This is a genomic window from Roseateles sp. (genome assembly GCF_965262435.1).
Taxonomy (GTDB): domain Bacteria; phylum Pseudomonadota; class Gammaproteobacteria; order Burkholderiales; family Burkholderiaceae_C; genus Paucibacter_A.
Genome location: NZ_OZ253537.1, coordinates 2,169,288 through 2,193,176 on the forward strand (window position 1 = coordinate 2,169,288; position 23,889 = coordinate 2,193,176).

Annotated in this window: 23 protein-coding genes; 19 read left to right on the forward strand and 4 right to left on the reverse strand. The window is 65.0% G+C overall.

What is annotated here, in order from left to right:
* Positions 1-147 precede the first annotated feature (147 nt).
* The 11 genes from lepA (at position 148) to ACQY39_RS09460 (ending at position 9,209) form a co-directional block, all read left to right on the forward strand.
* The gene (gene lepA, locus ACQY39_RS09410) at positions 148-1,956 is read left to right on the forward strand and encodes a translation elongation factor 4 (protein ID WP_263520309.1); all 1,809 of its coding nucleotides are present in this window, start codon (positions 148-150) and stop codon (positions 1,954-1,956) included.
* A 28-nt stretch (positions 1,957-1,984) separates the two neighbouring features.
* Positions 1,985-2,959 carry a signal peptidase I gene (lepB, locus tag ACQY39_RS09415; protein WP_428505557.1) on the forward strand — a complete coding sequence of 325 codons (975 nt, stop codon included), beginning with the start codon at positions 1,985-1,987 and terminating at the stop codon, positions 2,957-2,959.
* Positions 2,960-3,027: 68 nt separating this feature from the next.
* Positions 3,028-3,438, forward strand: coding sequence for a DUF4845 domain-containing protein (locus ACQY39_RS09420; RefSeq protein WP_428505559.1), 411 nt, complete (start codon positions 3,028-3,030; stop codon positions 3,436-3,438).
* A gap of 67 nt (positions 3,439-3,505) precedes the next feature.
* Complete coding sequence (gene rnc / locus ACQY39_RS09425) at positions 3,506-4,237, forward strand: ribonuclease III (RefSeq protein ID WP_428505561.1); 732 nt, start codon at positions 3,506-3,508, stop codon at positions 4,235-4,237.
* Positions 4,234-5,313, forward strand: coding sequence for a GTPase Era (gene era / locus ACQY39_RS09430; RefSeq protein WP_411970012.1), 1,080 nt, complete (start codon positions 4,234-4,236; stop codon positions 5,311-5,313). The genes rnc and era overlap by 4 nt, the downstream gene beginning before the upstream one ends.
* A gap of 25 nt (positions 5,314-5,338) precedes the next feature.
* On the forward strand, positions 5,339-6,118 hold the full coding sequence (gene recO / locus ACQY39_RS09435; RefSeq protein WP_428505564.1) for a DNA repair protein RecO: 780 nt from the start codon (positions 5,339-5,341) through the stop codon (positions 6,116-6,118).
* A 45-nt stretch (positions 6,119-6,163) separates the two neighbouring features.
* Entirely contained in the window at positions 6,164-6,958 is a 795-nt protein-coding gene (locus tag ACQY39_RS09440; protein WP_428505566.1) for a pyridoxine 5'-phosphate synthase, read from the forward strand.
* A 36-nt stretch (positions 6,959-6,994) separates the two neighbouring features.
* A complete protein-coding gene (locus ACQY39_RS09445; protein WP_428505568.1) occupies positions 6,995-7,528 on the forward strand; it encodes an N-acetyltransferase family protein in 534 nt (177 codons plus the stop codon).
* Positions 7,525-7,920, forward strand: a complete 396-nt coding sequence (acpS, locus tag ACQY39_RS09450; protein ID WP_428505570.1) for a holo-ACP synthase — start codon at positions 7,525-7,527, stop codon at positions 7,918-7,920. Before ACQY39_RS09445 ends, acpS begins: the two co-directional genes overlap by 4 nt.
* Before the next feature lie 26 nt (positions 7,921-7,946).
* Entirely contained in the window at positions 7,947-9,014 is a 1,068-nt protein-coding gene (nagZ, locus tag ACQY39_RS09455) for a beta-N-acetylhexosaminidase (RefSeq protein WP_428505572.1), read from the forward strand.
* 21 nt (positions 9,015-9,035) lie between these two features.
* Positions 9,036-9,209: an oxidoreductase-like domain-containing protein gene (locus ACQY39_RS09460; RefSeq protein ID WP_428505574.1), complete on the forward strand. Its 174-nt coding sequence runs from the start codon at positions 9,036-9,038 to the stop codon at positions 9,207-9,209.
* A 30-nt stretch (positions 9,210-9,239) separates the two neighbouring features.
* Here the strand turns inward: ACQY39_RS09460 and ACQY39_RS09465 are convergent, their stop codons facing one another.
* Positions 9,240-10,289 (reverse strand): hypothetical protein, encoded by a 1,050-nt coding sequence (locus ACQY39_RS09465; protein ID WP_428505576.1) that lies wholly within the window; start codon positions 10,287-10,289, stop codon positions 9,240-9,242.
* 223 nt (positions 10,290-10,512) lie between these two features.
* On the reverse strand, positions 10,513-13,623 hold the full coding sequence (locus tag ACQY39_RS09470; protein WP_428505578.1) for an Rne/Rng family ribonuclease: 3,111 nt from the start codon (positions 13,621-13,623) through the stop codon (positions 10,513-10,515).
* A gap of 1,002 nt (positions 13,624-14,625) precedes the next feature.
* Between ACQY39_RS09470 and ACQY39_RS09475 the strand changes: the two genes are divergently transcribed.
* Genes ACQY39_RS09475 through ACQY39_RS09490 form a run of 4 tightly spaced genes read left to right on the forward strand, consistent with a single transcriptional unit; the run spans position 14,626 to position 17,833 of the window.
* Positions 14,626-15,627, forward strand: a complete 1,002-nt coding sequence (locus ACQY39_RS09475; protein ID WP_428505580.1) for an RluA family pseudouridine synthase — start codon at positions 14,626-14,628, stop codon at positions 15,625-15,627.
* Complete coding sequence (locus ACQY39_RS09480) at positions 15,624-16,286, forward strand: HAD family hydrolase (protein ID WP_428505582.1); 663 nt, start codon at positions 15,624-15,626, stop codon at positions 16,284-16,286. The genes ACQY39_RS09475 and ACQY39_RS09480 overlap by 4 nt, the downstream gene beginning before the upstream one ends.
* A 23-nt stretch (positions 16,287-16,309) precedes the next feature.
* Positions 16,310-16,711, forward strand: coding sequence for a Rieske (2Fe-2S) protein (locus tag ACQY39_RS09485; RefSeq protein ID WP_428505584.1), 402 nt, complete (start codon positions 16,310-16,312; stop codon positions 16,709-16,711).
* A 57-nt stretch (positions 16,712-16,768) separates the two neighbouring features.
* Positions 16,769-17,833: a S49 family peptidase gene (locus ACQY39_RS09490; RefSeq protein WP_428505586.1), complete on the forward strand. Its 1,065-nt coding sequence runs from the start codon at positions 16,769-16,771 to the stop codon at positions 17,831-17,833.
* Positions 17,834-17,996: 163 nt separating this feature from the next.
* Here the strand turns inward: ACQY39_RS09490 and ACQY39_RS09495 are convergent, their stop codons facing one another.
* Both ACQY39_RS09495 and ACQY39_RS09500 read right to left on the reverse strand, forming a co-directional pair.
* A complete protein-coding gene (locus ACQY39_RS09495; RefSeq protein WP_428505588.1) occupies positions 17,997-18,347 on the reverse strand; it encodes an RNA recognition motif domain-containing protein in 351 nt (116 codons plus the stop codon).
* A gap of 109 nt (positions 18,348-18,456) precedes the next feature.
* Positions 18,457-18,666, reverse strand: a complete 210-nt coding sequence (locus ACQY39_RS09500) for a hypothetical protein (RefSeq protein ID WP_263520294.1) — start codon at positions 18,664-18,666, stop codon at positions 18,457-18,459.
* Between the two features lie 523 nt (positions 18,667-19,189).
* On the opposite strand from ACQY39_RS09500, the gene kdpF reads away from it, so the two are divergent.
* From kdpF to kdpC, 4 genes are read left to right on the forward strand one after another with little or no spacing between them, the layout of a single operon-like run.
* On the forward strand, positions 19,190-19,279 hold the full coding sequence (gene kdpF, locus ACQY39_RS09505) for a K(+)-transporting ATPase subunit F (protein WP_263520293.1): 90 nt from the start codon (positions 19,190-19,192) through the stop codon (positions 19,277-19,279).
* 1 nt (position 19,280) lies between these two features.
* Complete coding sequence (gene kdpA, locus ACQY39_RS09510) at positions 19,281-21,077, forward strand: potassium-transporting ATPase subunit KdpA (RefSeq protein ID WP_428505591.1); 1,797 nt, start codon at positions 19,281-19,283, stop codon at positions 21,075-21,077.
* A gap of 13 nt (positions 21,078-21,090) precedes the next feature.
* Positions 21,091-23,268: a potassium-transporting ATPase subunit KdpB gene (gene kdpB, locus ACQY39_RS09515; protein WP_428505593.1), complete on the forward strand. Its 2,178-nt coding sequence runs from the start codon at positions 21,091-21,093 to the stop codon at positions 23,266-23,268.
* A 30-nt stretch (positions 23,269-23,298) separates the two neighbouring features.
* Positions 23,299-23,877: a potassium-transporting ATPase subunit KdpC gene (kdpC, locus tag ACQY39_RS09520; RefSeq protein ID WP_428510773.1), complete on the forward strand. Its 579-nt coding sequence runs from the start codon at positions 23,299-23,301 to the stop codon at positions 23,875-23,877.
* Positions 23,878-23,889 lie beyond the last annotated feature (12 nt).

The following is a 23,889-nucleotide window of genomic DNA, read 5'->3' on the forward strand; positions in this document are numbered from 1 at the left end:
TTTGTTGGAAGGCGCGTCACCGTTTCGACGTGCCTTTTTTTTAGCTTCAGCACGGCGCTTCGCGCCCCGATATCGCTACGCGATTGAGAGCTTGCGCTGCAACGGCCTCGCCGTTGTGTCCTAGGGCACGGCGCATTTAAGAACAGCATGAATCACATCCGCAATTTCTCCATCATCGCCCACATCGACCACGGCAAAAGCACCTTGGCAGACCGCATCATCCAGCGCTGTGGTGGTCTGTCGGATCGCGAAATGGAAGCGCAGGTGCTGGACTCGATGGACATCGAGCGCGAGCGCGGCATCACCATCAAGGCGCAGACGGCCTCCCTGCAATACACGGCCAAGGACGGCAAGACCTACAACCTCAACCTGATCGACACGCCCGGGCATGTGGACTTCTCTTATGAAGTCAGCCGCTCGTTGTCGGCCTGTGAGGGCGCGCTGCTGGTGGTGGACGCCAGCCAGGGCGTGGAAGCACAGACCGTGGCCAACTGCTACACCGCGCTGGACCTGGGCGTGGAAGTGGTGCCGGTACTGAACAAGATGGACCTGCCGAGCGCCGACCCGGACAACGCCAAGGCCGAGATCGAAGACGTGATCGGCATCGACGCCACCGACGCGATTCCTTGCAGTGCCAAGACCGGCATGGGCATCGACGAAATCATCGAGGCCGTGATCGCCCGCATGCCGCCGCCCAAGGGCGTGGTCGAGGCGCCGCTGCGCGCCATGATCATCGACAGCTGGTACGACGCTTATGTGGGCGTGGTCATGTTGGTGCGCGTGGTCGACGGCACCTTGAAACGCGGCGAACGCATCCGCATGATGGCCTCCAATGCCATTTACCCAGCCGAGCATCTGGGCGTGTTTGCGCCCAAGTCCGAGAAGCGTGAGCAGCTCAATGCCGGCGAAGTGGGTTTCGTCATCGCCGGCATCAAGGAGCTGCAGGCGGCCAAGGTCGGCGACACCATCACCCTGGAAAAGAAGCTGCCCAACAATCTGGGCCCGGCCGAAGAAGCGCTTCCCGGTTTCAAGGAAATTCAACCCCAGGTGTTTGCGGGCCTGTACCCGACCGAGGCCAGCGAATACGACCAGCTGCGCGATGCGCTCGAGAAGCTCAAGCTCAACGACTCCTCGCTGCGTTATGAGCCCGAAGTCTCGCAGGCGCTGGGCTTCGGCTTCCGCTGCGGCTTCCTGGGCCTGCTGCATATGGAGATCGTGCAGGAGCGCCTGGAGCGTGAGTTCGATCAGGACCTGATCACCACAGCGCCCAGCGTGGTCTACGAGGTGCTGCTCAACGACGGCAAGGTGATCGAGGTCGAGAACCCGTCCAAGATGCCGGAGCTGGGCCTGCTGCAAGAAATTCGCGAGCCCATCGTCACGGTCCACCTCTACATGCCGCAGGACTATGTCGGCCCGGTGATGACGCTGGCCAACCAGAAGCGCGGCAACCAGATCAATATGGCCTACCACGGCCGTCAGGTCATGCTGACCTATGAGATGCCGCTGGCCGAGATCGTGCTGGACTTCTTCGACAAGCTGAAATCCGTCTCGCGCGGCTACGCGTCCATGGACTACGAGTTCAAGGAGTACCGCGCCTCCGATGTGGTCAAGGTCGACATCCTGATCAACGGCGACAAGGTCGATGCGCTGTCCATCATCGTCCACCGCGTGCAGAGCCAGTTCCGCGGCCGCGGTGTGGCGGCCAAGATGCGTGAGCACATCCCGCGTCAGATGTATGACGTGGTGATTCAGGCCGCCATCGGGTCCAACATCATTGCCCGCGAGAACATCAAGGCGATGCGCAAAAACGTGCTGGCAAAATGCTATGGCGGTGACATTTCCCGCAAGCGCAAGCTGCTGGAAAAGCAGAAGGCCGGCAAGAAGCGCATGAAGCAGATCGGCTCGGTTGAAGTGCCTCAGGAAGCCTTCCTGGCGATTCTGCAAGTTGACGACTAACCCCTCTCCAAACCCAAGTGATCGATTGATGAGTGCACTGACCGGAATTCTCTATGCGGCTCTCGTCGCTTACCTGGGTGGCTGGTACACCGGCTATTGGACTGGCAATTTTTCGCTGCTGCTGTTCGTCCTGACCTTGTTCACGCTGGCCTACTGGCTGGCTGAGCGCTTTCATTTCCAGCCGGCCCGTGCCCGCGCGGCGCAGGCCTTGCTGGAAGCCGACGCTCAGCGTCGTCAGTCCTTGGCCGCACAGGGCATCAGCCGCGTTGACGGGGATGTCGAGTCGGCGCGTCAGCAGATCCTGCAGCAGCCGTGGTGGCTCGATTGGACCGCCGGCCTGTTCCCGGTCATCCTGGCCGTGTTCGTGCTGCGTTCCTTCCTGTTCGAGCCGTTCAAGATTCCCTCGGGTTCGATGGTGCCGACCCTGCTCGTGGGCGACCTCATCCTGGTGAACAAGTTCCACTACGGCGTGCGCCTGCCGGTCATCAACAAGAAAATCATTTCCAACAACGAGGTCAAGCGTGGTGACGTGATGGTGTTCCGCTGGCCGGTGGACACCAGCATCGACTTCATCAAGCGCGTGGCGGCTGTGCCCGGTGATGAGGTCGCTTATTTGAACCAGAAGCTCTACGTCAACGGCAAGCCGACTGAAGTTCAGCCCCAGGGTGATTTCTACGACGAAAGCTCGATGACCTACCGTCCGCGCTTCCTGGAAAAGCTCGGCGAAAAGCAGCATCAGATGCTGGTCAATCCGCAGGCTCAGCCGGTGTTCCAGCCCAACCGTCCGGACGGCCCGTTCCCGTATCAGGATCAGTGCAAGTACACCATCGAAGGCGTGCGCTGCACCGTGCCGGCGGGCTACTACTACATGATCGGCGACAACCGCGACAACTCGGGCGACTCGCGTTTCTGGGGTTTTGTGCCCGATGAAAACATCGTCGGCCGGGCCTTCTTTGTTTGGATGAATTTCGGTAATCTCAAGCGCATCGGCCCCTTCAATTGAGGCCGATCCGGCCTGCGGGCACCGCCATCTTGGCTCAGCGTTTTGAAAATCAGGGAGAGGGTTTCTCGATGCGTCGTCCTCAGTCAATTCGTGGCCTGGCCCATGGGCGAGATCAGCGCCTCCAGCGCGGCCAACGCGGCCAACGTGGGGTCAGTCTGTTCGGGCTGCTGTTCTGGGCCGTCTTGCTGGCCTTCGGCGGCGTGGTGGTCGCGCGGGTGATTCCTACCGTGCTGGAGTTTTACACCATCCAGCGCGTCGTCGACCGGATCGCAGCGTCCAACCCGAGCACGGTGCCCGCCGTGCGCGCGGCATTCGAAACCGCGCAGCAGGTCGAGTACTCCATGGTCAGCATCCGCAGCCAGGACCTGGTGGTCAGCAAAGAGAACGACAAGCTGCAGATCAGCTTTGCCTACGACAAGCAGGTCGACCTGGCCGGCCCGGTTTACTTGCTGATCAAGTACGAAGGCAAGTCGCGTTGAAGTCGGCTCCGGCCCGGCTGATTCCTGCGACCCAAGCCTTTCCAACACGCACCGGCCACAGCTTCGCATGAACGCGCCACTTCAAGCCCTGCAGCAGCGCCTGGGGCATCGCTTCGCTCGCCCCGAATTGCTGAGCCGCGCCATCACACATCGCAGCTTCAGCAGCGACCATTACGAGCGCCTGGAGTTTCTCGGCGACGCGGTGCTCAGCTTGGCCGTGTCCAGCCTTTTATACGAGCGCTATGCCGGTTCGGATGAGGGCGACCTGACCCGCATCCGCGCCCATCTGGTGCGCGAGGACAGCCTGCATCGCCTGGCCCTGGATTTGGGCTTGCCTGCCGTGCTGCGTCTTTCCGACGGTGAGGCCAAGGGTGGCGGCGCACAGCGCCCGTCGATCTTGGCTGATGCGCTCGAAGCCATCATCGGCGCGACCTTTGTCGACGCAGGGTATCCGGCCGCGCTTGAGGTGGTCCGCAAGATGCTCGGCGATTTGCTGGCTGGCGCAGCCACCGACCGCTGGGCCAAGGACGCCAAGACGGCGCTGCAGGAAATGCTGCAGGCGCGCCGTTTGCCGGTGCCCAATTACCGCATCACCGACACGCGCGGCCAGGCCCATGCCCAAACCTTCGAGGTCGAGTGCGCCGTGCCTGCGCTGAAGCTGGCCACGCGCGGCGAGGGTCGTTCCCGCCGCATCGCCGAACAAGAAGCCGCCCGTCGCCTGCTCGACGAACTGATTGCCCTCGACAAGCCAAGTTCTGGCTTGCGCGAAAAGGAGCGGCCGCGCGCCGACACCCCATGACCCACACTCCCACCACGCCGGACGACGCTTCGCCCGAAGGCTCCGCTGCTGCTTCTGGCTCTGCTTCTGCTCCCGTGCCGGCCCCTGTCGTGACCTATGCGCTGCCGCCCATTCCGGCAGCCGGCTCGGGCGCGACCTCCTTGTCGCCCGAAGCCGCTGCTGCCAGTGCCAACAACGGCAAGATGGCCGATGGCACGCCGCAGCGCTGCGGCCTGATCGCCATCGTCGGCCGGCCCAATGTTGGTAAATCGACCCTGCTCAACGCCCTGGTTGGCCAGAAGGTCAGCATCACCTCGGACAAGGCGCAGACCACGCGCCACCGCATCACCGGCATGCGCACCGTGGATGAAGCGCAGTTCGTGTTCGTGGACACGCCCGGCTTCCAGATGAAGTACAACGCGGCGCTCAACCGCAACCTGAATCGCACCGTGCACGGCGTGCTCGGCGACGTGGATCTGGTGCTCTATGTGCTGGAAGCCGGCCGTTTCGGCCTGGACGATGCCAAGGTGCTGTCACTGCTGCCGCAGGACAAGCCGGTGGTGATGATCGCCAACAAGCTCGATGCTGTGCAGCGCCGCGCCGACCTGGCCCCCTGGCTCAAGAGCATGCAGGAGCGTCGCAACTTCAGCGAGTTCGTGCCCCTCTCGGCCAAGAAGGACGCCGATGTCCAGCGCCTCTTCAAGATCCTCAAGCCCTACCTGCCCGAGCAGGGCTGGTTCTACGACGGCGACGCGCTGACCGACCGCAGCGAGAAGTTCCTGGCCAGCGAAATCATCCGCGAGAAGCTGTTTCGCCTGACCGGTGACGAGTTGCCCTACACCTCGACCGTGATCATCGACAAATGGGAAGACGAGGGCGAACTGCGCCGCATCTCGGCCTCCATCGTCGTCGAGCGCGATGCCCACAAGGGCATGATCATCGGCCAGGGCGGCGAGCGCCTCAAGCGCATCGGCTCCGAGGCACGCCAGGAGCTGGAACATCTGATGGATGGCCGCGTCTTCCTGGAACTCTGGGTCAAGGTGCGTTCGGGCTGGGCCGACAGCGAAGAACACTTGCGCACCTACGGTTACGAGTGAATGCCCGCTGCCGTCGCCTTCGCTGATGGCTCGTAGCACTCGCACGCCTGCGGTTCAACAGGCCTTTGTCCTGCACCAGTACGACTGGAGCGAGTCCAGCCTCATCCTGGACCTGTTCACTCGCGAGCAAGGGCGCCTCGCTGTCGTGGCCAAGGGCGCCAAGCGGCCGTACTCGCAGCTGCGCGCGGTGCTGCTGCCGTTTCAGCGCATCCAGGTGACCCTGTCCAAGCCGGCCAAGTCCACGGATGGCAACCCGGCCGAAGTTGTCACCCTGCGTGCGGCCGAATGGGCCGGAGGCAGCACCTTGCCCGCCGGAGCCGCACTGTTTTCGGGTTATTACCTAAACGAGCTGCTGCTCAAGCTGCTGGCCCGGCAGGATGCGCACCCCCATCTGTTTGATGCTTATGCCCAGACCCTGCCGCAGCTGCATGCCAACGAGGATGCGCAGTCGCAGGCGGCGCTGCGGGCCTTTGAGCTGCGTCTGCTGGTGGAAACGGGCCTGCTGCCCGACCTCAGCGTGGTGACGCTGACGCAAGCGCCGCTCCAGCTGGAGCGCAGCTATGGTCTGACTGCCGAAGCTGGCGTGCAGCCAGCGCTGGCCGAGGCGGGCGGCCTCGACGGCGCCACCCTGATCCATTTGCAGGCCGCGCTGTTGCACGGCAGCATGGCTGCGCTGCAGCAGGCCTGCGCCCCGGTCTTGCCCCAGCTCAAGTCAGCGCTGCGCGGCCTGCTTCACTATCATCTGGGCGGCAAGCCCTTGCGCACGCGCCAGGTGATGCTGGATGTGCAGAAATTGCTGGACTGAACGGCGCACCGCCTGTCTTACCGGACTGTAGAAACGAAGAACGCCATGAACCCTTTGCTTGCTCCCGAAGCCTCTGCTGCCTTTGCGCATGGCCAGCGCTGTGCCCTGTCGGTCAATGTCAACAAGGTGGCCTTGTTGCGCAACACTCGCCATCTGGGCATCCCCAGCGTGCTGCGCGCGGCCGAGGCTTGCCTGCTGGCCGGCGCTCAGGGCATCACCGTGCATCCGCGCCCCGACGAGCGCCACGTCCGCCCGGCCGATGTTCGCGAGCTGGCGACGCTGATGAAGCAATGGCCGCATGCTGAGTACAACATCGAGGGCAACCCGACCCAGAACCTGATGGACTATGTGCGCGAGTTGCGTCCGCATCAGGTGACTTTTGTGCCCGACAGCGAGGACCAGTTCACCTCCGACCACGGCTGGAACCTGCCGGCCGATCGCGAGCGCCTGGCGCCGCTGATTGCGGAATGCCAAAGCCTGGGCGTGCGCGTCAGCCTCTTCATGGACCCGCTGCCTGAGGCCATGGCCCAGGTGGCCGCGCTGGGCGCCGAGCGCATCGAGCTCTACACCGAAACCTTCGCCAGCGCCTTCGGCACCGCCTGCGAGGCCGAGGTGCTGGCTGGCTTCACCCGCACGGCCGAGGCCGCTTTGGCCGTCGGCCTGGGCATCAACGCCGGCCATGACCTCAACCGCGACAACCTGAGCCTGTTCTTGCGCGCCGTGCCCGGCGTGCAGGAGGTGTCCATCGGCCACGCCCTGATCGCCGATGCCTTGGAGCTGGGTTACACCGAAACTGTTCGCGAGTACCAGCGCTGCATCCAGCGCGCTTACTCGCCTTGATTTACTCGCCCTGATTTACGCGCCCTGAACACCGACATGAGCAAGAAGCCCGCTTTTCTCGACCTGCGCACGGCCCAGCCCGACGACGCCTTGCGCATCGCAGCTCTGGCGCGCTGGGTCTGGCTGGACCGTTATGCCGCCGAGGGCGGCGTCAACAGCACGGTGGCCGAGTACTTGAAGCGCGACTTCGACGAACAACTGCTGCGCCAGTCCGTCGATCTGAACCGTCACTGGGTGATCGAGCGCGGCGACACCTTGCTGGCCTGGGCCCACCTCGACGACAGTGCGGTCTGCCCGGTGGCCGTGTCGGGCCCCGCGGTGGAGCTCAAGCGCCTCTACGTGGCGCCACACAGCCAGGGCCAAGGCCTGGGCCTCAAACTGCTGCACCAGGCGCGCCAGTCCTGGCCTGAGCGTTCGCTGTGGCTGAGTGCCTGGGTCGGCAATGAAGGCGCTTTGCGCTTCTACCGCCGCGAGGGCGCCAGCCTCTGGGGCGAGGCCTGGTTCGAACTGGGCGGCCAGCAGCATCGCAACGAGCTGCTGGGCTGGGCGCCGCTGGAGCCCGAGGCATGATTTACGGCATTGGCACCGATGTCTGCGACATCCGCCGCATGCGCGAGACCCTGGCGCGGCGCGGCGAGCGCTTCGCCGAAAAGGTGCTGGGGCCGCAAGAGCTGGAAGTCTTTCGCGCACGCCGTGCCCGCGCCGAGAGCCGGGGCCTGAGCTTTCTGGCCACCCGCTTCTCCGCCAAGGAGGCTTTCTCCAAGGCGATCGGCCTGGGCATGCGCATGCCCATGAACTGGCGCGATTGCGAGATCCTCAACGCACCCAGCGGCAAGCCCGAGATCCGCCTGCATGGCGAGTTGGGCCGCTGGTTTGAAGCCCAGGGCCTGCGCGCCCTGGTCAGCGTCAGCGACGAAACCGATTACGCGACCAGCTTTGTGGTGGTCGAAACCCTGGCCTGAAAGCCCTAGAGAGACGGACAAAGACGATGGAAGACCTGCAACACGCCCCTGTGGTGCTTGATGTCGCCGGCCTGAGCCTGAGCGATGCCGAGCGTGTGCGCCTGCGCCACCCGCTGGTCGGCGGCCTGATCCTGTTTGCTCGTAACTTTGAGAGCCGCGCCCAGTTGCTGGCGCTGACGGCCGAGATCAAGTCGATTCGGCCTGATGTGCTGATCTGCGTGGACCACGAGGGAGGCCGCGTGCAGCGTTTCCAGACCGATGGCTTCACCCACCTGCCAGCCATGCGTAGTCTCGGCGAGCTTTGGATGGTGGATGCGCTGCAGGCCACTTCGGCAGCCACTGCCGCCGGTTTTGTGTTGGCCGCCGAGCTGCGCGCCTGTGGCGTGGATTTCAGCTTCGCTCCAGTGTTGGATCTCGACTATGGCGAGAGTTCTGTGATCGGCACCCGCAGCTTCCACCGCGACCCACGCGTGGTGGCCTTGCTGGCCAAGAGCTTGCAGCATGGCTTGTTGCTGGCCGGCATGGCCAGTTGCGCCAAGCATTTTCCCGGCCATGGCTACGTCAAGGCCGACTCGCACACCGAGGTGCCGGTGGACCGGCGCAGCCTCAAGGCCATCCTGGCCGAGGATGCGAAACCGTTTGAATGGCTGGTCATGAGCACCGGCGCGGTGATGCCGGCCCATGTGATCTACCCCAAGGTCGATGCCCGCCCGGCCGGATTCAGTGCGCGCTGGTTGCAGGAGATTCTGCGCGAGCGCCTGGGCTTTGGCGGCGCCATCTTCAGCGACGACCTGGGCATGGCCGGCGCCCGCGTGCTGGAAGGCCGTGCGATTGGCTACGTGGACGCGGCGCTGGCGGCGCTGCAGGCCGGTTGCGATCTGGTGCTCTTGTGCAATCAGTCGAACGTCGACGGCGGCCGTGCGCTGGACGAGTTCCTCGATGGCCTGCTCGCCGCCCAGGCCCGCGGCGACTGGCAGCCCAGCGCCGAGAGCGAGGCCCGCCGTGCCGGCCTGCTGCCGCAGTCAGCGCCGCTGACCTGGGACGAGCTGATGCACGACCCGGCCTACCACCAGGCTTTGCAAAGCCTGCCGTGAATTTCAGAGGCCTGCCTTGCCATGACTGAGCTTGTCTCGCCCGATCCCAGGCCTGAGCCGCCCCTGGCACCTGATCTGGATGCCTGTTGCGGCAATGGCTGTGATCCCTGCATCTTCGATCTGCATGACCTGGCCATGGACCAGTACCGCCAGGCTTTACGCGCCTGGGAGGCGCGACAGCCCCAGGCACTCTGACCCGCGGCTGCCAGAAGCATCCGTTCGAACTCAGCGCTTGAGGTTCTTGCCGCTGGCTTCCATCTGCATGTCCATGCTCATATTCATGGCGGGCTTGCCGGCAGCCTCGATGCGCATGCTCATGGTCATTTCCATTTGCTGCGTCAGCATCAGGCGGTCGGCCAGGCGCAAGCTCATGCGGCCCTTGCCCTGGCCGGAGGCTTTCATCGAGGGCATGGGCTGGTTCTTGGGATCCGCGGCAGCCGGGGCACTGCTGGCGGTGTCCGCTGCCGAGGCGTCTGGGCTTGATGACGCCGGTGCAGCACTCGATGCGGCATCGGGGGTGCTGCCATCCATGTCCATGCTGATGCTCACGCCGACGTCAAAGTCGGCCACGCCTTGCTCGAGCTTGAGCAGGGTGTAGCGGCCGACCATCTTCAGGTTCATGCCAGGACCCTTGGGGATCGGCAAGGCCATGTCCAGCGGCATCTCGGCCGACTCGCCGACCTTGAGGCGACGGCCTTCCAGGCCACGCATGCTCATCAACAGCTGTTTCAGCAGCCCTTCGGACATGCCGCTGGCTGCGGCGTCCAGGCCCGCCACTTTCATGGACTCGAAACTGCCGGTCTTCTGATTCAGCTTGGCATCGATCTTGATGTCCATCGTGGCCTTGGGCGGGCCGACGCGCTCACCGGCGGCATTCGTCATCTCCATGGGCAGGCTCTTGCCGCGCAGTTGCAGCTGGAAGTTGCCTTGCTTGTCGGCGGCCGTGGTCGTCATCTGCTGATCGAACTCGCTACGCATGGTCATGGGCATCTTGGCGGCCTGCATGGCCTGCTCCATCTTGGCGCGCTCGTCTTCGCTCATGCCCTCAAGCGGCTCCATGCGCATGTCCATCTTCATGGCCATCACGGAACGGATCTGGTGGCGTTGCTGGGGCAGGGGGAAGAAGCGCAGCTCGACTTCATTCGTGGCCGCCGCCGCGGCGGCGACCTTGGCCTTGGGCGTTGCCGCCTGGCTGGCTGGCAGCAGGCCGGCGCTGAGCAGAAGCAGGGCGGCCAGGCCGCGGGTCAGGCCTGTGGATTTGAGGTGCTGGGACATGATGAACAAGGACTCCCTCGAGTGCGTGTGATGTGCGTGTGATTGGGACGGTGGCTCGCCGGCCGCTAACGCACTGAACAAGCAGCGAGTTGAGCGTGCGGACGAAAAAATGCCGCCTGGCTGGAGTGCAGCGAGGCGGCATTGTCGGTGGGGCTGGGGCATCTGCCCAGCCCTCCAAAGGGCGAGAGCACGCGACCGGGGCTAGCGGCCCCGGCTTGGCTTCTTACTGCTCGAAAGGCAGCTTGAACTGCGAGAGGTCCTTGCGGGTCTCGACCAGCACCAGCGGGCCTTCGTCGATGCTGACCACGGGCGCGCGTTCACGCGGCACATGGACCGGCTTCGGCTCGGCGGCGATGGCTTCCTGGACGGCACGGATCTTGTCGGCATCCGAGTTCACCCATTGCAGACCGCTGGAGGCGGCAAGCGCCTGCAGGTCGTCCATGGGCAGCTCGAAGGCGGGCAAGGCGGCAACCGGTGCCGGTGCGGCCACTGCAACAGCAGGCGCTGCGGCGGGTGCTGCCGCCGGAACCGGCGCGCTGGCCACGGCCTCGGCGGCCAGATCCAGTTGCACAGGCGCTGCCGGAGCCTCCGACGCCACAGCGGCGGGCGCTGCAGTGGCTTCGGTCACGCCTTCAGTTGCGGCGCCTTCGGCATTGGCTTCGTTGGCACTGCTGCTTCCTGCCTCGCCAGCGTCATCACGGCGTTCACGGCGGACGCGGTCACGGCCACCACGGCGACGGCGGCTTTCGCCACCTTCGCTGGGCTCGGCGCCCTCGGCCGGTGCGGCGCCTGCTGCTTCGGCTGCGTTGTCGCCGGCTGCTGCTTGCTCGCTCGCGCTGTCCTTGGCTTCGCTGCTGCCTTCGGCCGCGCCGGCGTTGTCACCGGCTTCGACGCTGCGACCGTCTTCACGGTCACGGCCACCGCGGCGGCGGCGGCGGCCGCGACCTTGGCGCTCTTCGCTGCCTTGACCTTGTTCGCCATCGGCCGAAGCTTCGCCTTGCACCTGGCCGCTCGCTGCCACGCCTTCCGGCTGGGTGTCGACGAAGTCTTGTTGCTGCTGCTCGTTCAGGCTGGCTGGCAGAGCGGCTGCGGCTTGTTCGCCGTTGCGCTCGCTGCGTTCGTTGCGCTCGCCACGATCGGCACGCGGCTCACCACGTTCACCGCGCGGGCGACGGCCACCTTCAGGGCGCTCGGCACTGCGCTCGGGGCGATCGGCGCGTTCCGGACGCTCGCTGCGCTCTGCGCGGACTTCGCCACCTTCGGCGCGTTCCGGGCGACGGGCGCGTTCCGGGCGCTCGGCACGCTCTGGGCGACCTTCGGTGCGGGCTTCGTTACGGCCCTCGCCACGTGCTTCTCCACGTGCTTCCCCGCGGCCGGCGCCTTCGCGCTTGCTGCCATTGCGTTCAGAGCCGCGTTCGGCGCGTTCGCCACCACGCTCTCCACCACGCTCGGCACGGCCACCACGGCCACCGCGAGCGCCGTCACGGCCACCTTCACGGCCGCCTTCGCGTCCACCTTCACGCTTGCGTTCACCGCCGGCCGCGGCCGGTTTGACGGCTGCCGGTGCGGGTGCCGGGGCTTCCACAGGGCCACCGAACAGGCTCTTGATCCAGCCGAAGAAGCCACCGCCAGCGGCCGGGGCTGCTGCCACCGGTGCGGCAGCGGCCGAGGCCGTGCGTGCAGCCGGTTCGGCTTTGGGGGCCGGTGCCGTGGGCATGGGCGCGGGTTGCTCGGGCAGGATGCCCTTGATCACCGGCTCTTGCTTGCTGCGGCCCTTGTCACTGTCGCCACGACGGGTGATGCCCACTTCGTCGGTCGGCTCCTCGATCATGGTGTAGCTGGCTTGCAGGTTTTCCAGACGCGGGTCGTCGTGGCGCAGGCGTTCCAGCTTGTAGTTGGGCGTGTCGAGGTGCTTGTTGGGCACCAGCAGCACGGTGACGCGCTGCTTCAGTTCGATCTTGGTGATCTCGGTGCGCTTCTCGTTCAGCAGGAAGGAGGTCACTTCCACCGGCACTTGCACGTGCACGGCGGCGGTGTTGTCCTTCATCGCCTCTTCCTGGACCATGCGCAGGATCTGCAGCGCCGAAGACTCGGTGTCACGGATGTGGCCGGTGCCATTGCAGCGCGGGCAGGTGATGTGGTTGCCTTCGCTGAGGGCCGGGCGCAGGCGCTGGCGGCTCATTTCCAGCAGGCCGAACTTGCTGATCGAGGCGAACTGCACGCGGGCGCGGTCATTGCGCAGGGCGTCACGCAGACGCTGCTCGACTTCGCGGCGGTTCTTCGACTCTTCCATGTCGATGAAGTCGACCACGATCAGGCCGCCCAGGTCGCGCAGACGCATCTGGCGCGCGATTTCATCGGCGGCTTCGAGGTTGGTGCGGGTGGCGGTCTCTTCGATGTCGCCGCCGCGGGTCGAGCGGGCCGAGTTGACGTCCACCGACACCAGCGCTTCGGTGTGGTCGATCACGATGGCGCCGCCCGAGGGCAGGTTGACCGTGCGGCTGTGGGCGGTTTCGATCTGGTGCTCGATCTGGAAACGGCTGAACAGCGGCGCGTCGTCGCGGTAGCGCTTCACGCGATGGCCCTGGTCGGGCATCACGTGGTTCATGAACTGGTGCGCCTGTTCGAACAGGTCGTCGGTGTCGATCAGGATTTCACCGACATCGGCGGTAAAGTAATCGCGGATCGCGCGGATCACCAGGCTGGATTCCTGGTAGATCAGGTAGGCGCCCTTGCCACCCTTGGCCGCATCGTCGATGGCGGTCCAGAGCTTGAGCATGTAGTTCAGGTCCCACTGCAGCTCGGCGGCGGAACGGCCGATGCCGGCGGTGCGGGCGATCAGGCTCATGCCCTTGGGGTACTCGAGCTGGTCGAGGTTTTCCTTCAGCTCTTCGCGGTCTTCGCCCTCGATGCGACGGCTCACGCCACCACCGCGCGGGTTGTTGGGCATCAGCACCAGGTAGCGGCCGGCCAGCGAGACGAAGGTGGTCAGGGCTGCGCCCTTGTTGCCGCGCTCTTCCTTTTCGACCTGGACCAGCAGTTCCTGGCCTTCCTTGATGCAGTCCTGGATGCGTGCGGTGCGCACGTCCACGCCTTCACGGAAGTATTGGCGGGCGATTTCCTTGAAGGGCAGGAAACCGTGGCGGTCTTCGCCGTAGTCGACAAAGCAGGCTTCTAGCGAAGGCTCGACGCGGGTCACGACCGCTTTGTAGATATTGCCCTTGCGCTGTTCGCGGCCTTCGATCTCGGTCTCGAAGTCGAGCAGCTTCTGGCCGTCGACGATGGCGAGGCGCCGTTCTTCCGGCTGCGTCGCATTGATCAGCATGCGTTTCATTGACATCACTCCTCGCGCGCGGTCGTCGGGTTTCTGGCCCGAGCGGCCCGTGCGCACACACATCACGTCGCTGCGACAGCCAGGGTCTTGAAGACCCTGGCCGGGCGGCGACTCATCGATGCACGGGCAATGCGGAGGAACCGAGGAAGGAATCGCCCTGGACTGTCAGTGTTTGCGCCACCTGGAGGGGTGGGCGCTCAGCTGGCCAGCGTTGGCGCGTGCGGCGCAACAGGCGGCGCGGAGGCCCGCTCCCATGAACGCGCAGCGCGGGCGGCAAAGGCCCGAGGGTGCTGCGCGGCCCGGCCACGGCGGCGCGCCAACCTCACCGGCGCGGGGCCGGGGCTGCATGCAAAGCGGTGGGGGGTGGGGGGAGTGTGGGAAATCATCCGCGAGGACTGTTGGACGCGGGCAGCAGGCGGTCAAACCATGGGTCGACCGGCCTGCTGCCGTGGAATACCTTGTCTGCTACCCAATGCGACTCCTTGCACAAGGCATGGATGGCGCGCATTCGGCGTGGTTCGTTCTACATCGCTCTGCCACACACACACAGTGGCCGCCGTGTCACTTGGGGACAGGGCCCGCCGCCGGGCGTTTGTGTTGCATCACCGTTTGTTGATGGGGTTCAAGGCTTCGCGCTTGACGGGCATCAAGCCCCATCGCCACCTTGCTGCCGCCGGCATGACCTTTGTCTGGCCTTGATTCCTGCCCGATCCTGCGTGGGCCTGAGCCCAGGTAAAATCAGAAAAATCAAATACTTACGGCAGTAACGTGGTGAGCAACATTATAAGGGCTAAAGCCAGAGCACCGGCCGCCACAGAAACCCGGAAGTCAGGCCCCAAATCGGGCGCCCATTCGCCTGTCAAGGCGGCAGGGCGACCGGGGGCCAAGACCAGCGGCCACCCGGCCCGGCCCGGGCGCCACAAAGGGCCCTTGCTGGGCGAGCGGGTGCCTGTTGCGCCGGCCAAGAGTCGCCCGGTGGCGCGAGCCGCCCAAGCGCCGGTTGTGCCTTCGGCCCCCGCAGAGGCAGCAACAGCCCAGGTTCGTCGCGTCCTGGTGGACGAAGGCTCCGAAGGGCAGCGCTTGGACAACTTCTTGCTGCGCGAACTCAAAGGCGTGCCCAAGACCCATGTCTACCGCGTCATTCGTGCCGGCGAGGTGCGGGTCAACAAGGGCAGGGCGCAGGCCGACACGCGCCTGGAACTGGGCGATGAGGTGCGCATTCCGCCGGTGCGCCTGCCCGAGCGGGCCGCAGAGGGCGCGGGCGAGTACGTGCCGCCGCGCGAGTTCCCGGTGGTTTACGAAGACGACCACCTCCTGGCCATCAACAAGCCGGCCGGTGTGGCCGTGCATGGCGGCTCCGGCGTCAGCTTCGGTGTAATCGAGCAGCTGCGCCAGGCTCGGCCGCAGGCGAAGTTCCTGGAGCTGGTGCATCGCCTGGACCGGGAAACCTCGGGCCTGCTGCTGATCGCCAAGAAGCGCAGCGCCCTGGTCGCGCTGCAGGACCAGTTCCGCGAACGCGAGACCGGCAAGACCTACGCTGCCCTGGTGGCCGGGGTCTGGCCGGCCAATTTGAAGGTGATCGATGTGCCGCTGCTCAAGTTCGTCGGCAGCGACGGCGAGCGTTGGGTGAGGGTTGTGACGAATTCGCATGATCCCCAGGCGGAGCAGGCCAAGCGCTCGATCAGCCTGGTCAAGGTGGCGCAGGCCTTGAATGGCTACAGCCTGCTGGACGTGACCATTAAGACCGGGCGCACGCACCAGATTAGGGTGCACCTGGCTCATGGCGGCCATGCCATCGTGGGCGACCCCAAGTACGGCGATTTCGAAGCCAACCGGGCCTTGGCGCGTGGCGAGCACCGCTTCGAGCGCATGTTCCTTCATGCCCAGCGCCTGCGCTTTGTGCACCCGGCGCGCGAGGGCGAGGAGATCGAACTGCTGGCGCCGCTGCCCGAGGAATGCCAGCGCCTGGTCGCGGCCCTTCAGCCAAGCAAGGGCTCCAAATGACTCGGCCGCAGCGATTCGACCTGATTGCCTTCGATTGGGACGGCACCCTGTTCGATTCCACAGCGCTGATCACGCGAAGCATCCAGAACGCAGCAGTGGACTTGGGCCTGCCGCGGCCCAGCGAGGCGCAGGCCAGCTATGTGATCGGCATGGGCTTGCAAGCCGCCATGGCCCACGCCGTGCCGGCGCTGCCCGAGGCGCGCTTTGCCGAGATGGGCGAGCGCTTTCGTCACCATTACCTGGCAGCCCAGCATGAGGTGATTCTGTTTGCCGGCGTGGTCGAGATGCTGGCTGCCCTCAAGGCCCGCCATCACTGGCTGACGGTCGCCACCGGCAAGAGCCGGCGTGGCTTGGACGAAGCTTTGCAAGCAGTAGGCCTGGACCGGGTGTTTGACGGCAGCCGCACGGCCGACCAGACCCAAGGCAAGCCGCACCCGCAAATGCTGCTGGAGTTGATGCGTGAGTTTGGGGCTGAGCCCGAGCGCACGCTGATGATCGGCGACACCAGCCATGACCTGCAGCTGGCGCTGAATGCCGGCTGTGCCAGTGTGGGCGTCAGCTACGGCGCGCATGATCACCACAGTTTTGCCGAGTTCAAGCCCCTGCATATCGCTCACGACGTGGCCGATTTGCAGCAGTGGCTGCTGGCGAATGCCTGAACCTTGTTGAGCCTGAGCCCGCCATGACCGAATCGCCTAAATCCCCGCCTGCGCAAGCGCTGTGCAGCTCCGACGAGCTGCAGGAGCGCGGCCGCGCTCACACCTTTGATGTGTTGCAGTACCGCCAGCCGGCGCGCGCCTTCGCCCTGCGTTTCGAGGGTCAGGTGGTGGCCTACCTGAACCGCTGCGCCCATGTGCCGACAGAGATGGATTGGCAGGAGGGCGAGTTCTTGGACGGCGACAAGCAATACATCATGTGCTCCATTCACGGCGCTGTGTATGACCCCTTGAGTGGCCGTTGCGTGACCGGCATGTGCGGCCGCAGCGGCCTGACCAAGATTGAGGTCAAGGAGCGCGAGGGTCAGGTGTATTGGTATCCTTCCCGGGACACCCGACCCGTGTTTGATGACACCCAGCCCGACTGAACACGAGCGGCCCGGCCCCCGAGCTTTGAGAACGAACGACCCTGTTTGCGAGATCCCATGAGTAGCCACGATGAACTGCCGCAGCCGATTGCGGACCCGCTGATCGAAGGCGTGCAGCCTGTGTCTGCAGCGCCCTCGTCGGCACCTGCTGCCGCTGCAAACTCGGCCACGGCAGGCGCAGCCGCCGTGCCCGGGGCCTCTGCCTACGAGCCGGTGCTGCTTGAATTCGCTCGCGAATACCTGCGCGACCGGCGTAGCGAACGTCGCTGGCGCATGTTTTTTCGCATGCTGTGGTTGGTCTTGCTGGTTTTTGCGGCTTGGCTGTTCTTTTATCCAACGCATCTGCACCGGCCCAGCAACAATGCCCCGCACACCGCCTTGGTCGAGGTGCGCGGCGAGATCGCGGCCGATACCGAGGCCAGTGCGGAGCTGATTCTTTCGGCTTTGAAGGAAGCCTTCGAGGATCCGGGTTCGCAAGCCGTGGTGCTGCGCATCAACTCGCCCGGTGGCAGCCCGGTTCAGGCCGGCATCATCTATGACGAGATCCAGCGCCTGAAGGTCCTGCACGACAAAAAGGTGTTTGCCGTGGTCGAGGAAATGTGCGCTTCGGGCGCTTACTACATTGCCGCGGCGGCCGATGAAATCTATGTCGACAAGGCCTCGATGGTTGGCTCCATCGGCGTGCTGATGGATGGCTTCGGCTTCACCGGCCTGATGGGCAAGCTGGGCGTTGAGCGCCGCTTGCTGACCGCGGGCGAGAACAAGGGCATGTTGGACCCCTACAGCCCGGTCTCGCCCAAGCAGCAGGCTTACGCCCAGACCATGCTGAACCAGATCCACCAGCAGTTCATTGCCGTGGTGCGCGAAGGCCGAGGCAAGCGCTTGAAGGAAACGCCGGAGATGTTCTCGGGCTTGTTCTGGAACGGTGAGCAGGCGGTCAAGATGGGCCTGGCCGATGAATTCGGCAATCTTGACTATGTCGCCCGCGAGGTGGTCAAGGCCGAGGAAGTGATCGACTACACGCCACGCGAGAACGTGGCCGAACGCTTGGCCAAGCGCTTCGGTGCGGCCATGGGCGAGGGCGTGGTCAAGGCGGCCCGCGGCGGATTGAGCATGCGCTGATTCGCGGCAGTAGCTCTGGGTTTATGAAGGGGAGCCGGTCCGGGAGGATCGTCTCCCCTTCTTACTGCTAGACCCGTCCTGGCCTTTGCTTTCGCAAGGCCGGCGAACACGCAAAGAAAAGCCGGCTCCAAGGGAGCCGGCTTTTCTTGGGCTAGAGCTGGAATCAGTAACGACCGCCGCCAAAACCACCGGTGCCATAGCCGACATCGGCGCGTTTGCTTGCCTTGTACCCGGCCGCGCTGTAGTCGCCGGCCTTGTCCTTGTCTTCGCGCGGACGCGCCAGCGTCACCACAATCGAGCGGCCATCGACGCTCATGCCGTGCAAGGCCGAAATCGCGGCCTGGGCAAGCTCTGGAGAGGCCATCTCCACGAAGCCGAAGCCCTTGGAGGTGCCCGTTTCCCGGTCCATCATGACTCGGGCGGAGGATACGGTGCCGAACTCGGAAAAGTTGCTTTTCAGGCTCGCATCGGTGACGGAATAGGGCAAGTTGCCGACGTAGATTTTGCTGCTCATGGTGGAGCCTTTCTGAATGGATCGTGACGTGATGTCAGGATGTGCTGGCTGGGAACAAATGGCGTCCACAGCGGCTGTGGCATGTGGATAGATCTGTGGGAGACAGATCTCAGCAATCAGGGGGGTGACTCATGCTGGCCTGCAGCCAGCCCTGGGTGACCGCAAAAAGCCGTGCGCCTGCGCGCGAGGCAAAGGTCTTGTCGACTCGGTACACAGGGCTGGATTTGCCCTGGTCTTGAGTGCGCTGAACCGAAAACGAGGCTCGGAAACGGCCGCAATCGGTTCGGTGTGTCGTGGGCGAGACGACGAACTGGCCCATGGGTATGGCGTGATTTGTAATCTGGTTCAATCAAAAACTGCAGGCTGGAGTGGCCCGCGTGACCATCGTGTCGCTCACGGGAATGCGGTGTCATTGCATCCAACGCAAGCTTGTCAAGGTCGCTCCATGCGACCGCTGTGGCTGCTTCCCGGCGCCCGAGACAGGCGTCAGGACGAATGTCCCACATCGCTTTATACCATTCGAATACAGAATCGCCGATCTTTATTATTTTTGGTATTAAAAGTGAGGTGCCAGGCGAGCTGTCAAGTACAAAGCTCAGCCTCCATCGCGGGCCCGCGCCGCCGCAAGCCGCCGCACGGTGAGTGCCGATCTTTACACCTTCTTGATACCCATCCCCCCAGCTTCTACGCCGGCCTGAGGCGTCCGTTTTTAAGCTTGCTGCATCGCAACATTCCAGTGAGTTGAATGCAATGGACGGGATTTTTCTGGGTTTGAGCCTGGCCTTGTTTGGCCTGGCCGTGGGTCTTGCCTTGGCCAGCCACAAGCTGGCAGGTGACAAGTCATGAGCGCCTTGTACTGGCTGAGTGGCTTGGCTGCGGCCGGCCTGTTCGCCTACCTGCTGTACGCCTTGCTGCGTGCCGAGGAGTTCTGACATGGACGCCTTGGCTTGGATCAATCTGGCCCTGTTCATGGGCTTGCTGCTGCTCGCGGCCTGGCCGCTGTCGCGCTGGCTGACGGCGGTGGCTGGCGGTCAACTGCCGCGCTGGATGCAGCTCTGCGAGCGCCCGTTCTATCGCCTGGCCGGTGTCGACGCGCAAAGCGGCATGCACTGGAAGCAGTACGCGCTGGCCCTGCTGCTGTTCAACTTCATCGGTGTGCTGGCCGTCTATGGCCTGCAGCGTTTCCAGGACCTGCTGCCGCTAAACCCGCAAGCCTTCGGCGCCATCACGCCGGACTCGGCCTTCAACACCGCGATCAGCTTCGTCACCAACACCAACTGGCAGGGCTATGGCGGCGAGTCCACCATGAGCTATCTGACCCAGATGCTGGCGCTGACGGTGCAGAACTTCGTCTCGGCCGCCACCGGCATTGCCGTGGTGTTCGCGCTGATCCGCGGTTTCGCGGGCCAGCTCGCCGGCACGGTCGGCAATTTCTGGGCCGACCTGACCCGCATCACCTTGTGGGTGCTGCTGCCGCTGGCCCTGCTGCTGGCCGTCTTCATGGTTGGCCAGGGCGTGATCCAGAACTTTGATGCCTACCAGGACGCCAAGACCGTGGAAGCGCAGAGTTACTCGGTGCCCAAGCTGGGCAGCGAGGGTCAGCCTCTGCTCGACGCCGAAGGCAAGCCGCTGAGCGAGACCGTCAGCAGCCAGAGCCAGACCCTGGCCATGGGCCCGGTTGCCTCGCAGCTGGCCATCAAGATGCTGGGCACCAATGGCGGTGGCTTCTTCAACGCCAACTCGGCCCACCCCTTCGAGAACCCGACGCCGCTGTCCAATTTGCTGCAGATGCTGGCGATCTTCCTGATCCCAGCCGCCCTGTGCTTCAGCTTCGGCCGAATGGTCGGCGATTCGCGCCAAGGTGTCGCGATCCTGGCGGCCATGAGCGTGCTCTTCATCGCCGGCGTCATCGTTGCCACCGGCGCTGAACAGTCCGGCAACCCGGCGCTGACTTCCCTTGGCGTGGACCAGAGCGCCAGCGCCCTGCAGTCCGGCGGCAATATGGAAGGCAAGGAGGCTCGCTTCGGCATCAATGCCAGCAGCCTGTTTGCCGTCATCACCACAGCGGCCTCCTGCGGCGCCGTCAACAGCATGCACGACTCGATGACGCCGATCGGCGGCCTCGTGCCCCTGGTGATGATGCAGCTGGGCGAGGTGGTGTTCGGCGGCGTGGGCACGGGCCTGTACGGCATGCTGGTGTTTGCCATCCTGGCCGTCTTCATCGCCGGCCTGATGATCGGCCGCACGCCCGAGTACCTGGGCAAGAAGATCGAGGCCTATGAGATGAAGATGGTGTCCATCGCCATCCTCGTCACACCGATGGTGGTGCTGGTCGGTACGGCGGTGGCCGTGCTGGCCGATGCCGGCCGGGCCGGTATTGCCAACCCGGGCGCCCATGGCTTCTCCGAAATCCTGTATGCCCTGACCTCGGCCGGCAACAACAACGGCAGCGCTTTCGCCGGCCTGTCCGCCAACACGCCGTTCTACAACACCTTGCTCGGTGTCGTGATGTGGCTGGGCCGTTTCGGCGTGATCGTGCCAGTGCTGGCCCTGGCCGGCAGCCTGGCCGCCAAAAAGCGCATCCCCGTCAGCGGCGGCACCCTGGTCACCCACGGCCCTCTGTTTGTCGGCCTGCTGATCGGCACCGTGCTCCTGGTGGGCTTGCTCAACTACGTTCCATCCCTGGCCCTCGGCCCCATCGTCGAGCACCTGGTGCTCTGGAAGCTGTGAGGGAAAGAAAGCAATGACTACCCAAAGCAATCAACAAAGCAGTTCGTTTTCGCTGCTCGAACCCAAGCTGGTCAAGCCGGCCCTCGCGCAGTCCTTCGTCAAGCTGGACCCACGCGTGCAATGGCGCAATCCGGTCATGTTCGTGGTGTACATCGGCTCGCTGCTGACCACGGCGCTGTGGCTGATGAGCCTTGGCGATGCCACGATCGCCGGCACCGAAGGCTCGGGCTTCATCCTGGCCGTTTCGCTGTGGCTGTGGTTCACCGTCATCTTCGCCAACTTCGCCGAGGCCATGGCCGAAGGCCGCTCCAAGGCTCAGGCGGCTTCGCTGCGCGGGCTCAAGAGCAAGACCTGGGCGAAGAAGCTCGCTCAGCCTGTTCATGGCTCCAGCTGGCACCCCGTGCAATCGGATGAACTGCGCCGTGACCATGTGGTGCTGGTCGAAGCCGGCGACTTGATCCCGCTGGACGGCGAGGTGATCGAAGGCGTGGCCTCGGTGGACGAGAGCGCCATCACCGGCGAATCGGCACCGGTGATCCGTGAGTCGGGCGGCGACTTCTCCTCCGTCACCGGCGGCACCCGCGTGCTGTCCGACTGGCTGGTGGTGCGCATCTCGGTCAACCCGGGCGAGTCCTTCCTGGACCGCATGATCTCCATGGTCGAAGGCGCGCGCCGCCAGAAGACCCCCAACGAGATCGCGCTGACGATTCTGCTGGTGGCCCTGACCCTGGTCTTCCTGGTGGTCACGGTGACCTTGCTGCCCTTCTCGATGTTCAGCGTCTCGGCGGCAGGCACGGGCACCGTGGTGTCCATCACCGCCCTGGTGGCCCTGTTGGTCTGCCTGATCCCGACCACCATCGGCGGCTTGCTCTCGGCCATCGGCGTGGCCGGCATGAGCCGCATGATGCAGGCCAATGTGATCGCCACCTCGGGCCGCGCGGTCGAAGCCGCCGGTGACGTCGATGTGCTGATGCTGGACAAGACCGGCACGATCACCCTGGGGAATCGGCAGGCAGCAAGCATGCTGCCAGCGCCAGGCGTGACGGAGTTGCAGCTGGCCGACGCCGCCCAGCTGTCCTCGCTGGCCGATGAAACACCCGAAGGCCGCAGCATCGTCGTGCTGGCCAGGACCCGCTTCAATCTGCGTGAGCGCGAGATGGGCACGCTGGACGCCCAGTTCGTGCCTTTCACGGCCCAGACCCGCATGAGCGGTGTCGACCTGGCCGGTGGCCGGGAGATCCGTAAGGGGGCCGGCGATGCGATTCGCCGTTATGTCGAGAGCCTGGGCGGCAGCTTCCCCAAGGAGCTTAGCGCTGCGATCGACGACATCGCCCGTCGCGGCAGCACGCCGCTGGTGGTGGCGGAATGGAGCCCCCCGGCGCCGGGTACGTCGCCGACCCCCCACGGGGATGCGTCATCGGCTTGGGGCGGCCCGGCGCCGATGACAGGCGCTCGCGCCCTGGGCGCCGTGGAGCTCAAGGACATCGTCAAAGGCGGCATCAAGGAACGCTTTGCCGAGCTGCGCCGCATGGGCATCAAGACGGTGATGATCACCGGCGACAACAAGCTGACCGCGGCGGCCATCGCGGCCGAGGCCGGCGTCGATGACTTCCTGGCCGAGGCCACGCCCGAAGCCAAACTGCAGCTGATCCGCGACTACCAGGGCGAAGGCCGCCTGGTGGCCATGACCGGCGACGGCACCAACGACGCGCCAGCCCTGGCCCAGGCCGATGTGGCCGTGGCCATGAACACCGGCACGCAGGCGGCCAAGGAAGCCGGCAATATGGTGGACCTGGATTCCAACCCCACCAAGCTGCTGGAGATCGTCGAGACCGGCAAGCAGCTCTTGATGACGCGTGGCTCGCTCACGACCTTCTCCATCGCCAACGATGTGGCCAAGTACTTCGCCATCATCCCGGCCATGTTTGTGGGCGTCTATCCGCAGCTGACGGCGCTCAATGTGATGGGCTTGCACAGCCCGTCCTCGGCCATCTTGTCGGCGGTGATCTTCAACGCGCTGATCATCATCGCGCTGATCCCCCTGGCCCTGCGCGGCGTGCCCTACCGCGCCATCGGTGCGGCCGCGCTGCTGCGCCGCAATCTCGCGATCTACGGCCTTGGCGGCCTGATCGTGCCCTTCATCGGCATCAAGGCCATCGACCTGATTCTGGTCGGCCTGCGCCTGGTCTGATTCGAAGAAACGCGAAGGACTCCCATCATGATGCTCAAGCAACTTCGTCCCGCCCTGGTCAGCTTTGTGCTGCTCAGCGCCGTCACCGGTCTGATCTACCCCCTGGTCGTCACCGGCCTCAGCAAGCCGCTGTTTCCGGACCAGGCGGCCGGTTCCCTGCTCCGCAACAAGGCCGGTGAAGTCATCGGCTCCGAGCTGATCGGCCAGAACTTCAGCTCGCCCCAGTACTTCTGGGGTCGGCCCTCGGCCACCGCGCCCATGGCCAACAATGCCGGCGGTTCCTCGGGCTCCAACCAGGGCCCGCTGAACCCGGCCCTGACCGAGGCTGTGGCTGCCCGCGTGGCTGCCCTGCGCGCGGCCGACCCGGGCAACACGCAGGCCGTGCCGGCCGATCTTGTCACCGCCTCGGCCAGCGGCCTGGACCCGCACATCAGCATGGCCGCCGCTCGCTACCAGGCGCCGCGCATCGCGCGTGAGCGCCAGCTGCCGATGAAAGAAGTGCTGCGCCTGATCGAGGCCAACACCACGGCGCGCGACCTGCAGGTGCTCGGCGAGCCGCGCGTCCATGTGCTCAAGCTCAATCTGGCGCTGGATGCGCATGGAGTCTGAGCTGATGTTCAT